Here is a 12,400-nt window from a genome sequence, read left to right as displayed (position 1 = left end):
CGTTCGAAGACGCGATAGTGGGAATTCCCAGTAGTACGGTATTGGCAGGCAATAACGGCAGCCCGAGCTGAGCGATGCGCGCAGGGCATGGCTCTCTTTCCCAGTTTGCACTCCAATTGCCAGCGAGCTTAGCTATAAAGCGCCTTAGCAGACAATACAGCAGCTGCAACGGCTGGCGGCCGGACGTAATCGTCGAAACACCGTCAAGCTTTCACCTGCGAACAGAATTCGGGTCACGTATCCTCCTCCCAAACGTGACTTCGATAGACTGGCGATCTTCCTCCTCCCGATCGCTGGTCGCTTCCTCAGACGCCCACCGGATCTCCTCCCCCGGTGGGCGTTTTGGTGTCTAGGCCCACACGGTTCCGGCGCCGTCCGCCTCATTTCTGCGAATTTGGCTAACGACCTTTAACCAGACCTGCATATCGCGCATACGTCCCCTTCGTTAATAGCGCTGTTACGGGGATTAAATCGATTTATATTGAGCTCATGAAATTGAGGCCGGCCATGATGAGTGTCGGCAAGTTACTATAGAGGAATAGGCCATGAACATCGCTCGCTCGCTCACCAACTGGCGCAAATATCGTCAGACCGTCTCTGAACTTGGTCGCATGTCCGACCGTGAACTGCACGACCTCGGCATCGGCCGTGGCGACATCCGCCGTGTGGCTCGCACCGCCGTCGGCAACTGATTTCTGCTGCCCGGAAGGGTGTTGCAGGATGTCAAAAGAGCGCCCCTTACCGGGCGCTTTTTTTATGCTCGATTCTTGCCATAAATCTGCCTGGCGCTGCATCGCAAAGCAGCAAAGCGCGTTTTTTGTTCAACATCCTGCACATTTGCATGGCAGCGGCCGATTTTTTGCACTCCGTTCCGTTGCCCTTCGGTTGTATAAGCTCCTCAGTCGCCGCAGCAAGAACGCTCTCGGCATCAGATCACTCGAGGAAACCATGAACCCGATCCGCATCGCTAAGAACTGGATCAGCTACCGCCGCACGATGAACGAGCTCGGCAGCCTGTCGAACCAGGCCCTGAATGATATCGGCCTGACGCGTTACGACATTCGCAACGTCGCCGCCCGCAGCTACCGTTAAGTAAAAGTCCTCGCGGCATGAGGCCGCGTTCATGGGATATCGGCTGTTCGATATCTCTTCGACGGCGCCCACGCGGCGCCGTTTGCATGTCTGATCTATTTTTACTCGCTACCGCGAATGCGCCCGAATGCTTTCCGTTTGGATGGCGCAGGCACGCATGATAATGAGCGCGCCATGACAAACACGCTCCACTCCCCCATTCACGTTATCGGTGGCGGCCTTGCCGGCTCCGAAGCCGCCTGGCAGATCGCCAAGACCGGCGTTCCCGTCATCCTGCACGAGATGCGCGGCACACGCGGCACCGACGCCCACAAGACCGACGGCCTTGCCGAACTGGTCTGTTCAAACTCCTTCCGGTCCGATGATGCCACGGCCAATGCCGTCGGCGTCATCCATGCGGAAATGCGCCTTGCCGGCTCGCTGATCATGGCTTGCGCCGATCAGAACCAGGTTCCGGCCGGCGGTGCGTTGGCCGTCGATCGTGACGGCTTTTCCGATGCCGTCACTGCGGCCATTCACGGCAATCCACTGATTACGGTGCTGCGCGAAGAAGTGACCGGCCTACCGCCGCAGGTCTGGGATCTCGCCGTCATCGCCACCGGGCCGCTGACATCGCCGGATCTCGCCGGCGCCATCCAGGCACAGACCGGACAGGACGCGCTCGCTTTCTTCGATGCCATTGCGCCGATCGTCCACCGGGATTCCATCAACATGGATATCTGCTGGTACCAGTCACGCTACGACAAGGTCGGACCTGGCGGCACCGGCAAGGATTACATCAACTGCCCGCTCGACAAGGACCAGTACGATGCATTCATCGATGCGCTGATTGCCGGCGATACGGTCGGTTTCAAGGAATGGGAAGGCACACCCTATTTCGATGGCTGCCTGCCGATCGAGGTGATGGCAGAACGCGGACGCGAAACCCTTCGCCACGGCCCGATGAAACCAATGGGCCTGACCAACGCGCATAACCCGTCCGTGAAAGCCTATGCCGTCGTGCAGCTGCGTCAGGACAATGCGCTCGGCACGCTCTACAACATGGTCGGTTTCCAGACGAAACTGAAATACGGCGCCCAGGCGGAGATTTTTCGCCTGATCCCGGGGCTCGAAAATGCCGAATTCGCCCGGCTCGGCGGGCTGCATCGCAATACCTATATACAGTCGCCGGTTCTGCTCGACCCTTCGCTGACATTGAAGAGCCGCAAGGGGCTGCGCTTTGCCGGCCAGATCACCGGCTGCGAGGGCTACGTGGAAAGTGCCGCCGTCGGTCTGCTTGCCGGCCGGTTCGCCGCCGCCGAACGCAGGGGCGAGACACCGTCGCTGCCGCCGGCCACGACCGCGCTCGGCTCGCTGCTCAACCACATCACCGGCGGGCACATCATGTCCGACGATGAGCCAGGCAAGCGGTCGTTCCAGCCCATGAACATCAATTTCGGACTTTTCCCTGAACTGGAACCGGGCTCCATCGTCAAGCCGGAGGGTGTCAAGCGTTTTCGCGGCAAGGACAAGACGATCATGAAGCGGCAGTTGATCGCGGCGCGCGCGCTCAAGGACTGCAAGGAATGGCTTGGCTGAACGCAGGGCTTTCCCGAGCATCGCATTGAAAAGCAACGGCCCGCAGATGCGGGCCGTTGTCGTTTGATAATCAATTTGCGGTCTCGCACACGACGCTCTCCGCACCGAGCCCGGCTGGTCAGCGCGCCAACGGTCAGTCGGCATTGCGGTCTTCGGCCGTCTTGTCTTCGGGGCTTACATAATTTCCCAGCAGCCAGAGCCCGACTTCGGCAGCGACCTGCTGGCTTGGAAAGACGAATTCGCCATTCTGCGTCGGCGCATCGAGGAACTCGATAACAAAACCCCTGCCGTCGGCCGTGCTCGTGGCGCGCGCGCGGCCGGGCTGGATGACATGGCATGAATAATGCCGGCCGTAATTGCGCATCACGCCGGCCTTGCCGTCATGCAGCCGGATGAAGACGGCATTGCCGTCGGCCGTCTCATGCAGCGCGCGGATCGCTTCCGTCGGAAACGCCCGACCGAACTCCAGAATGGCGAGCCCCGGGTCGTGGCGTTCGCCATCCTCGCGGTCCTTGGCCATGCGCGTCACGTAATAGGCCAGCGCGATGACGATCACGGCAATAATCAACCAGCTGACAAGGCTCATCTTTCCTCCCGAAAACACCCCGCGTCCTTGCGGGCATATCCGACTAGCGCATCAGGCTTGCGTGGACATGGCCGTGCAACAGGTTACCAACGCACGGGTCCGAACAAAAGGTCCGGGAAGCGGAGCCAGACGGCCGGCCTAGTCAAATGGACCCGCGCGACAGTGCGATGACCATATGCACCTGACGGCGCCACTGAAGAGGAAGAAGATTTCGCGTGAAAACACCTGACCCCAGCGTCCGAGCCCGTTTCAGCACGACCGTGGTCGTTGCGGCCGGCAGGAAGGCCGGCATAACCGCGGCGGGCACCCTGCCCTGCGCCCGGGCTCGTGCCAGATGGTCGAGGCCCAGGCCGGCAAAGGCCTCGATGGCGGCGGAGATCCGGTCACCGTCATCGCCCGCTAGGAAGGTTTCTCGGTCAAGGCCGACGGCAGACAGAAGATCGAGCGGAATATAGAGCTGGCCACGGGCCGAATGGTTCGGCATCAGCAGGAGCGTACCCGATATCGCATGCGCGACGCCCGCATGCCCCGCAGCGGGCGCGGCACGCGCGGCATCCGCCGGCGACAGGATCAGGCCTGCAAGTTGGATAAGCGCCGAAGCCGTCTCGCCCGCATAGCCTTCCAGCGCGTTGCGATCCGGGAACGGGTCATCGTAAAGATCGAAGATCCGCGCATCGAGCATGTCGATAAAGGTCTGGCGTGGCAGCCGGTACCGGTCGACCGCCGCAAACAGCGCGGCGGCAACCGGGTTGGCATGTGCTTCTTCGTTCGGGCCGTTCTCGAACTGGCCGCGCCACCACTGCAGGCGGATTTCACCGGCCAGCGGCTGGCGGATCACGTCGCGGATCTTGGCGATCTCGGCATTGAAGGCATAAAGAGCTGCAAGAGCGGCGCGCTTGTCCTGCGGCGAAAGCAGACAGGCAAGATAACGGTCACGGTCCGTCTGCCTCAATGTTGAGAGGCAGATATCCGAATTGGTGTCGGCCGATGCGCTCACGAAGCCCGTTCCTTGTCACCTGTCAGTCGACCGCGATGAGGGCAGCCGCCACCGGTCGCGATTCCATCAGCATGATGTTGTAGGTGCGGACCGCGGCGCCTGTGTTCATCGGGTCGGATGCGATCCCGTGCTGGTTGAACACGGCGCGCAGCGCGGCCGGAATGGGGCGCAGATCCACGCCGGTGCCAAGAATGAGAAACTCGATCTCGCCGGCATCCGCCAGAACCTTTTCGAAGGCTGCAGCCTCGAGCGCGTCCCCTTCCGACATATCCCAACCGTAGATGCCGGACGGAAGGCAGAGGATCGAGCCGCGATGCGACATGTCGGCAAAGCGGAAACCGCCATTGCCATAAACGTCGATCTCGGCCCGGCCCGGAAAATGTGCGTCGCGGATCTGTACAGGTTTCATCGGAAAAGATGTTCTTGGCTCGGGCGGCGCACGGGATTTGACGATGTTACTTCGCGGCTTCGGTCTTGACCGGCTCGCCCTTGACGCGGACTTCCGCGATATAGGAGCGCAGAACGCGAACCCGGACGTTTTCGGCAATTTCGACTTCGACTTCGTTGTCGTCGATGACCTTGTTCACTTTGCCGGAAATACCACCGCCGAGCACGACCTGGTCACCGCGGCGGATTGCACTCAGGGTCTCCTGACGCTTCTTCAACTGAGCGCGCTGCGGCCGGATCAGGAAGAAATACCAGACGACCATCAATGGCGCGAAGAGGAAGAGCATTTCAAGACCGGAGCCGAATGCGCCACCGGCTGCGGGGGCTGCACCACTGGCTTGGGCAAATGCCTCGGAAACAAACATCGAAAACTCCCAGATTGACGCGATACGCGTAGATAGCCGTGAAGGCCGCCGAAATATAGTAACCGCCGCCCCGAATGCAACACAGACCGTTCGGCGTACCGTTTCAAAGCGTCCTACCCTTTCGAGGCCGGCAACACCATGCTACCGCCGGTCGAATACACAAAAAACCAGCGCCCGGAGGCCGAAATGACTGAACCGAACACCGCCCTGCTGCTGGCCGAGGTCCGTCGCCTTGCGGACGCCATCGAACGACTGGCGGGTCCGCCGCCCGCCGTCAATGACTGGGACGCTGCCGATTGCTTCGTCTGGGCGCCGGCAAATCAGTCGCTTCAGCCGGTTCCCCGTCCCAATCGGGTGGCGCTGACGCTGATCCGCGGCGTCGATCATGTCCGCGATATCCTGCATGAGAACACGCTGCGTTTCGCTGAAGGATATGCGGCCAACAACGTGCTGCTGTGGGGTGCGCGCGGCATGGGAAAGTCGTCGCTGGTGAAAGCCGTTCACGAAGAAGTGCGCCGCGCCACGGGCTCGCCCCTCAAGCTCGTCGAGGTGCATCGCGAGGATATCGCATCGCTTCCCGCTCTCCTCGACATCCTCAAGACCTCGTCGCACCGGGTCATCCTGTTTTGCGATGATCTCTCCTTCGATCACGACGATACCGCCTACAAGTCGCTCAAGGCGGCGCTGGATGGCGGGATCGAGGGCCGGCCTGACAACGTGTTGTTCTACGCCACCTCCAACCGTCGCCATCTCTTGCCCCGCAACATGATGGAAAACGAGCAGTCGACAGCGATTAATCCTTCCGAAGCCGTGGAGGAGAAAGTCTCCCTGTCCGACCGCTTCGGGCTCTGGCTGGGCTTCCACAAATGCAGTCAGGACGACTACCTGACAATGATCGACGGCTACGCCGACCATTTCGATCTCGGCATCGAGCGGTCCGCCCTGCACCACCAGGCGCTGGAATGGGCAACTACGCGCGGCGGCCGCTCCGGCCGCGTCGCCTGGCAATTCATTCAGGATCTGGCCGGTCGGCTGCGCAAACCGTTGACGGACAAGTAGGCAACCATCGGGCAGTCGCAAAAAAGCCCGGCGAAACCGGGCTTTTTCGAACATCCTTGAAACGCACTACATTATTCAAGGAAAGTGATGGGGTTGACCGGGGTCGCGTCCTTGCGAACCTCGAAATGCACCTGCGGGCGCTTGGCATCGCCGCTCATGCCGGAAGCCGCGAGTGTCTGGCCGCGCTGAACCTTCTGGCCACGGCTGACATTGATATTGCCGGCATGACCATAGACCGTGACCTTGCCGTCGTCATGGCGTACCAGAACCGTGTTGCCCAGTTGCTTCAGGCCGTTGCCCGCATAGATGACGACGCCGTTTTCGGCAGCCTTGATCGGCGTGCCTTCCGGAACGGAGATATCGATACCGTCATTGCGGCTGCCGTTGACGTTGGCGCCGTAGCCGGCAACAACCGCGCCGTTGACCGGCCAGCGATACTTGCTGATACCCGTTGAGCTCGGGGCAATCGAAGCCACATCCGACTTCTTTTCGACCTCGGAAACGCTGGCTGTGGCGGCAGGCGTTGCCTCGGCTGCCGGCTTTGCAGCCTGCTGCGGCGCTACGGAGGCGGTTTCCACCTGGGCCGGCTGGGCGGGCTTTGCCGATGCGGGTTGGGCCGGAATGGAGGCGGTTTTCGCCGTATCTGAACCCGCGTTCGGGAGCGTCAGCGTCTGGCCGATCCGGAGGTTTTCCGTCGACAGACCGTTTGCCGACTTCAACTGATCGATCGGCGTGCCCGTGGAGCGGGCAATCTTGGCCAGCGAATCGCCCGGCGCTACCGTATAGGTGCCACCCGCCGTCTTGCCGCCGCCGGCCGGGCCTAGTTTACCGCCTTCGCTCCGGGCTTTGTCGCGTGCCGTCGGCGCGCCTGGCAGAGCTGCCACCTTTTGCTCCGGCTGCTGCGGCATTGGCGCCTGGCTCTCGCCGGCAAGATCGCTGCCGTCCGAATGAGCCTTGGCCGCATTGCGCGGTGTGCCATAGGTCGGGATGACGGCAATCTGGCCGGCCTGAACCTTGCCGCCATTCGCCTTCAGAATTTCCTTTTCCGGGACGCCGTAACGCTTGGCGAGCGAAGCGGCACTTTCGCCGGCACGAACGGTCACCTTCGGGGCATTGGCCGTGGTCCAGCCGGATGCCGACTTTGCGGGGGCGGACGCTGCGCTGTCTGCCGAGGGCACCGAGAGTGAACGTGGGGCAAGCCCTTCATTGTTCTGGCTGGCCGGCATCGGCTGGGCCATGGCCTGCTGACGATATGTCGCCGGCGCGCCGCTCGTCGACGGGGCCGCCAGCTCGGAGCGTTGGACGCTGCCCGAAGCGGACGGAGCCGCATTTGCCGACATCGAGCCGCCATAGCCACCATTGTTCTGATAACCGGCATTGGCCTGATAGCCGCCGCTACCCTGGTACCCGCCGGCATTGGCCATCGGCGCGGACATGCCGCCACCATTGATATCGCCTTGCGGAACGGGCGCCTGACCGTAAGCGCCGCTACCCTGCCGCTGCGGGATCGATGCCGTGGTCAAGTTGTCCGTTTTGGAAAACAGGTTATCGAAACGGGTTGCATCGGAGCTGCAGCCCGTTGCGGCGCTTGCCAGCAAGGCCAAAGCCGCAAACCGCAGGCTCGATTTTCCGACTTTGTATGAACTCTGAAAACGCATGACCGACCTACTCGTGACGCAACCAAGTGAGGATGATTAAAGCGCGTTAGTCTTACCGTCGGGTTAAAGCTGGTGGAATCTCAGGTTATTTTTGGCAAATTGCTAACCATAGGATCGGGGCTGCGAAAGCGAGGGTCCGAGTGACCGGTTGGAGCGGCTAGAGCTGCGCTGCCATCTGCGGAACGAGCGGCAGATAGGGAACGGTGAAGAGGTCTTCCCGCTCGAAACGGCTGCCGGTCTTGGTGAGACGCACCATCATGCAGGTATCCTCGTCGATCATCAGCGGCGCCATCATCGAGCCGCCATGCGTCAGTTGATCGGCATAGAAACGCGGCATTGTGGGAAAGGCAGCTGTGACCAGAATACGGTCGAACGTGCCCTCGCCGGGCATGCCGTTGCCGCCATCTGCCTGACGGATGATGACTCCGCCGATACCCAACGCCTCGATGCGGGCCTGCGCCTGGGTTACCAGGGTCTTGTAGCGTTCGACGGACAGCACCCTTTCTGCCAGCCGACCGATGACCGCTGTCATGAAGCCGCTGCCCGTGCCGATCTCCAGCACGCGCTGGCCAGGTTTGACCTGAAGCCTGGCGAGAATGCGAACGGCAAGGTCGGCCCCTTCCATGAAGGAGCCGCAATCGATGGGAATGGTGCGGCTGGAATAGGCATTGTCGGAGAATTGCGCCGGCACGAATTGCGAGCGCGGCGTCTGCTCGACCGCCGTCAGGAGGTCGAGATCGGAAATACCCTCGGAGCGCAGACGCAGCACGAGCGCCGCAAAACCTTCCTTCTCGACCATTCCCGGCTTCAAGCAGCTACTCCGTCACGCATATCGAAAGGCTGTCAGCCCAGAACCGTCTTCAACCGATCCTGCACCGAATAATCCGTCAGGTCCAGCTTCAGCGGCGTCACCGAAATACGGTTTTCACGCACGGCGTTGAGATCCGTGCCGTCGCCCGGACGGCCGGCGCGCGATGCGAAATAGAGCCAGTAATAGGGGAAACCGCGTCCGTCCTTGCGCTCGTCCACGGCCAGATCGAAATCCGTCTTGCCCTGCGCCGTTACATCGATACCTGCAACCTCGTCCGGTGCGCAGGCCGGGAAGTTGATGTTAAGCAGGGTGCCGGCCGGCAATTCGGTCTCCAGCAGCTTGCGGATGAGGCCGACAGCATGGGCTTCCGCGGTCTCCCAGGGAATGATCCTGGCGCCCTCCTGTTTGATATAGGCCTGGCTCAGCGCGATTGAGCGCACGCCCTGCAGCGTGCCTTCCATCGCGCCGGCGACCGTCCCGGAATAGGTGACGTCGTCGGCAAGGTTGGCTCCGGCATTGACCCCTGAAAGGACCAGATCCGGCTTGCCGCCCATGACCTGGCGCATGCCCATGATGACGCAATCGGTTGGCGTGCCGCGCAGCGCATAATGCCTGTCGCTGATCTTGCGCAGGCGCAGCGGCTCCGACAGGGTTAGAGAATGGGCAAAACCGCTTTGATCGGTTTCCGGCGCCACGATCCAGACATCCTCGGAAAGCTGGCGGGCAATTCGTTCGAGAACTGCCAGCCCTTCCGCATGAATACCGTCGTCATTGGTCAGGAGAATGCGCATCCTTGGAGCCTAGGCTTTTTCGATTTTCGTCAGGCCGCCCATGTAGGGCACAAGCACGTCTGGAATTGTGACAGAGCCGTCTTCGTTCAGATAGTTTTCGAGCACCGCGATCAGGCAGCGACCGACGGCGGTGCCCGAGCCGTTCAGCGTGTGTACGAAGCGGGTCGCCTTGTCTTCCTTGCCGCGATAGCGCGCATTCATGCGCCGCCCCTGGAAATCGCCGCAAACCGAGCAGGACGAAATTTCACGATAGGCATTCTGGCCCGGCAGCCAGACTTCCAGATCGTAGGTTTTGCGTGCACCAAAACCCATGTCGCCGGTGCACAGCGTCAGGGTACGGAAATGCAGGCCAAGCCGCTTGAGCACTTCCTCGGCGCAGGCCGTCATCCGCTCATGCTCTTCCAGCGCGCTGTCCTGATCGGTGATCGAGACCAGTTCGCATTTCCAGAACTGGTGCTGACGCAGCATGCCGCGCGTATCGCGCCCGGCCGAACCGGCTTCCGAACGGAAGGATGGGGTAAGAGCGGTGAAGCGTAGCGGCAGCTTTTCCTGCTCCAGGATCTCGTTGGCGACCAGATTGGTCAGCGTCACTTCGGCGGTCGGGATCAGCCAGCGGCCATCAGTCGTCTTGAACAGGTCTTCGGCGAATTTCGGCAACTGGCCGGTGCCGAACATCGCCTCGTCGCGCACCATCAACGGCGAAGAAACTTCCGTATAGCCGTGCTCGCCGGTATGCAGATCGATCATGAACTGCCCGAGTGCCCGCTCCAGCCGTGCCAGCTGGCTGGTCAGCACCGTGAAGCGCGAGCCGGACAGCTTTGCCGCCCGATCGAAATCCATGTAGCCAAGTGCTTCGCCGATTTCGAAATGCTCTCTGGCGGCATGGGTCCAGAGCGGCTTTTCGCCGACGATGCGGGTGACGACGTTGTCGTTCTCGTCTCTGCCCACCGGAACGTCTTCAAGCGGAATGTTGGGAATGCGCGACAGCATGTCGTCAAGCGCGGCGCTGACTTCGCGTTCTTGCTGCTCGGCCGCCGGCATGGCGTCCTTAAGGGTCGCAACCTCCGCCTTCAGCTTGTCCGCCAGTTCCATGTTCTTCTGTGCCATCGCGGCGCCGATTTCCTTGGAAGCGGCATTGCGGCGGGACTGCATGTCCTGCAGGCTGGCGATGACGGCGCGGCGCTTTTCGTCCATCGCCACGAGCGCAGCGGACTGCGGCTCGGCACCGCGCTTGGCCAAGGCTGCATCGAGCGCCTGCGGGTTCTCACGGATCCACTTGATATCGAGCATCGTCGTTCCACGTCATCGGTCGGGATAGGGACTATGGCCGTGCCAGCCGGCTCGGCCGCGAGGTTTGCTCCGGCCTGAGCAAGACAGTGTTCCGGAGCGCGTTAGACTGGGTCCGCCGGTGAAGCGGAGACGCTATCGCCAGATTCAGCCAGATCCTGATCCTTGCGCTTACGCTCCACCAATCGTGCGGCATAGATGGAAATCTCGTAGAGAAGGATGGTCGGTAGCGCAAGACCGATCTGGGACAGGGGGTCAGGCGGCGTCAGCACGGCGGCGACGACGAATGCGATGACGATCGCGAACTTGCGCTTTTCCCGCAGCCAGTCGCTGGTGAGAAGGCCGACGCGGGCCAGCAGCGTCGTGACCACCGGCAACTGGAACACCAGACCGAAAGACACGACCAGTGTCATGATCAGGCTGAGATATTCCGATACCTTCGGCAGAAGCGAAATCGCCACGCCGCCATCCGTAGGCGCCTGCTGCATGGCCAGGAAAAACCACATGACCATGGGCGTGAAGAAGAAATAGACGAGAGCCGCGCCCATCAGGAACAGGATCGGGGAGGCAATCAGGAACGGCAGGAAGGCTGCGCGTTCGTTTTTGTAGAGGCCCGGCGCCACGAATTTGTAAAGCTGCGAGGCAATGATCGGGAAGGCAATGACCAGCGCACCGAACATCGCCACCTTGACCTGGGTGAAGAAGAACTCCTGCGGCGCCGTATAGATCAGTTCCGACTTCGAAACGTCCAGACCCGCCCAGATCACTGCCCAGCGATAAGGCTGGACAAGAATGTTGAACAGGCCCTTGGCAAAGAAGAAGCAGACGAGAAATGCAACGAAGAACGCGGCCAGCGACCAGATAAGGCGTGTGCGCAGTTCCAGCAGATGCTCCATCAGCGGCTGCGGCTTGTCATCGATATCGCCGGTCATGCTTCATCCTTCGGCGGGGTGACCTTTTTGGGCGCGCGCGGGCTTCTTGCGACAGCAACGGCCGTCTCCTGCTTTGCAGGCCGTTTGGCGGGCTTGCCGGCAGAAGTTACCGCTTGCGGGACGCCCGTCGCCGATCCATCCGCCGTAGTGCCGACCTTCCTGGCCCTTGGCTTGGACACGACCGGGGCGTCGGCCGTCAAGGGCGCATCGCCCCCCGCCTTGGCGCGAGGCGCACGCTGCTTGCGCACCGGAACGTCCGAAGCGGCGGTCAGGGTATCGGGCACGGCGGAAGGCACGGCCGGCCCAGGAGTTGTTGTGGCGGGAGCGGGAGCGGCGGCGGCGGGTGCAGCAGCGGCGGGCTGGACCGGCGCCGTTGCCGCCTGCGGGACCGTCGCATCAGCGAGGTCGTCGGCGTCCTGCGTCCCCTCGCCCGTCAGCATCGGATCGTCAGCCGACGTGCCATTTTCCGCCTGCTTGGGAAAAGTGGTCGCCTTTTGCAGGTCGTCACGGATCTCCTGGCCCATCTGGCGCAGGGGATTGATCGCATCGCGCAGCGCATTGGCGGGGTTCAGGCTCTTGGCGTCGGAGATGGTCTTGCGCACATCATCCATATCCGCTTCACGCAGCGCCTCGTCGAACTGGGTGCGGAAATCGCCGGCCATCTTGCGCAGATTGCTCGTCATTTTTCCGAACGCCCGCAGCATGGGGGGCAAATCCTTCGGCCCGACCACAACGATCATGACGACCGCTATGACCAAAAGCTCGGTCCAGCCGATATCCAACATTCACGCGGCTCC

14 protein-coding genes are annotated in these 12,400 nt (G+C 61.7%); 4 read left to right on the top strand and 10 right to left on the bottom strand.

Annotated elements, in window-relative coordinates; all coding sequences use genetic code 11:
* Positions 1-545 precede the first annotated feature (545 nt).
* The 3 genes from ACQKKX_RS09050 (at position 546) to trmFO (ending at position 2,670) form a co-directional block, all read left to right on the top strand.
* Complete coding sequence (locus tag ACQKKX_RS09050) at positions 546-692, top strand: DUF1127 domain-containing protein (protein ID WP_427570293.1); 147 nt, start codon at positions 546-548, stop codon at positions 690-692.
* A 256-nt stretch (positions 693-948) separates the two neighbouring features.
* Positions 949-1,092, top strand: a complete 144-nt coding sequence (locus ACQKKX_RS09045; RefSeq protein ID WP_427570291.1) for a DUF1127 domain-containing protein — start codon at positions 949-951, stop codon at positions 1,090-1,092.
* A gap of 174 nt (positions 1,093-1,266) precedes the next feature.
* Positions 1,267-2,670, top strand: a complete 1,404-nt coding sequence (trmFO, locus tag ACQKKX_RS09040) for a methylenetetrahydrofolate--tRNA-(uracil(54)-C(5))-methyltransferase (FADH(2)-oxidizing) TrmFO (protein WP_427570290.1) — start codon at positions 1,267-1,269, stop codon at positions 2,668-2,670.
* A gap of 133 nt (positions 2,671-2,803) precedes the next feature.
* Here the strand turns inward: trmFO and ACQKKX_RS09035 are convergent, their stop codons facing one another.
* The 4 genes from ACQKKX_RS09035 to yajC all read right to left on the bottom strand — a co-directional run bounded on the left by ACQKKX_RS09035 (position 2,804) and on the right by yajC (position 5,065).
* Positions 2,804-3,256 carry a hypothetical protein gene (locus ACQKKX_RS09035; protein WP_427570289.1) on the bottom strand — a complete coding sequence of 151 codons (453 nt, stop codon included), beginning with the start codon at positions 3,254-3,256 and terminating at the stop codon, positions 2,804-2,806.
* 142 nt (positions 3,257-3,398) lie between these two features.
* Complete coding sequence (locus ACQKKX_RS09030) at positions 3,399-4,253, bottom strand: phytoene/squalene synthase family protein (RefSeq protein ID WP_427570287.1); 855 nt, start codon at positions 4,251-4,253, stop codon at positions 3,399-3,401.
* 22 nt (positions 4,254-4,275) lie between these two features.
* Positions 4,276-4,662, bottom strand: a complete 387-nt coding sequence (locus ACQKKX_RS09025; protein WP_427570285.1) for an Mth938-like domain-containing protein — start codon at positions 4,660-4,662, stop codon at positions 4,276-4,278.
* 46 nt (positions 4,663-4,708) lie between these two features.
* The gene (yajC, locus tag ACQKKX_RS09020; RefSeq protein WP_427570284.1) at positions 4,709-5,065 is read right to left on the bottom strand and encodes a preprotein translocase subunit YajC; all 357 of its coding nucleotides are present in this window, start codon (positions 5,063-5,065) and stop codon (positions 4,709-4,711) included.
* Positions 5,066-5,251: 186 nt separating this feature from the next.
* Between yajC and ACQKKX_RS09015 the strand changes: the two genes are divergently transcribed.
* Positions 5,252-6,124: an ATP-binding protein gene (locus ACQKKX_RS09015; protein ID WP_427570283.1), complete on the top strand. Its 873-nt coding sequence runs from the start codon at positions 5,252-5,254 to the stop codon at positions 6,122-6,124.
* A gap of 71 nt (positions 6,125-6,195) precedes the next feature.
* Here ACQKKX_RS09015 and ACQKKX_RS09010 read toward each other — a convergent pair whose 3' ends face one another.
* The 6 genes from ACQKKX_RS09010 to tatB form a co-directional block, all read right to left on the bottom strand.
* Positions 6,196-7,782, bottom strand: coding sequence for a peptidoglycan DD-metalloendopeptidase family protein (locus tag ACQKKX_RS09010; RefSeq protein ID WP_427570282.1), 1,587 nt, complete (start codon positions 7,780-7,782; stop codon positions 6,196-6,198).
* Positions 7,783-7,939: 157 nt separating this feature from the next.
* Entirely contained in the window at positions 7,940-8,581 is a 642-nt protein-coding gene (locus tag ACQKKX_RS09005; protein WP_427570613.1) for a protein-L-isoaspartate(D-aspartate) O-methyltransferase, read from the bottom strand.
* Between the two features lie 44 nt (positions 8,582-8,625).
* Positions 8,626-9,384 carry a 5'/3'-nucleotidase SurE gene (surE, locus tag ACQKKX_RS09000; protein WP_427570280.1) on the bottom strand — a complete coding sequence of 253 codons (759 nt, stop codon included), beginning with the start codon at positions 9,382-9,384 and terminating at the stop codon, positions 8,626-8,628.
* A gap of 9 nt (positions 9,385-9,393) precedes the next feature.
* The gene (serS, locus tag ACQKKX_RS08995; protein ID WP_427570278.1) at positions 9,394-10,674 is read right to left on the bottom strand and encodes a serine--tRNA ligase; all 1,281 of its coding nucleotides are present in this window, start codon (positions 10,672-10,674) and stop codon (positions 9,394-9,396) included.
* 101 nt (positions 10,675-10,775) lie between these two features.
* Entirely contained in the window at positions 10,776-11,603 is an 828-nt protein-coding gene (gene tatC / locus ACQKKX_RS08990; protein ID WP_427570277.1) for a twin-arginine translocase subunit TatC, read from the bottom strand.
* Positions 11,600-12,388, bottom strand: coding sequence for a Sec-independent protein translocase protein TatB (tatB, locus tag ACQKKX_RS08985; protein ID WP_427570276.1), 789 nt, complete (start codon positions 12,386-12,388; stop codon positions 11,600-11,602). The genes tatC and tatB overlap by 4 nt, the downstream gene beginning before the upstream one ends.
* Between the last annotated feature and the right edge of the window lie 12 nt (positions 12,389-12,400).

Source organism: Neorhizobium sp. NPDC001467 (assembly GCF_050275975.1).
GTDB lineage: Bacteria > Pseudomonadota > Alphaproteobacteria > Rhizobiales > Rhizobiaceae > Neorhizobium.
The sequence above is the reverse complement of the archived record's forward strand: the minus strand, read 5'-3'. Positions and strand labels throughout refer to the sequence as shown.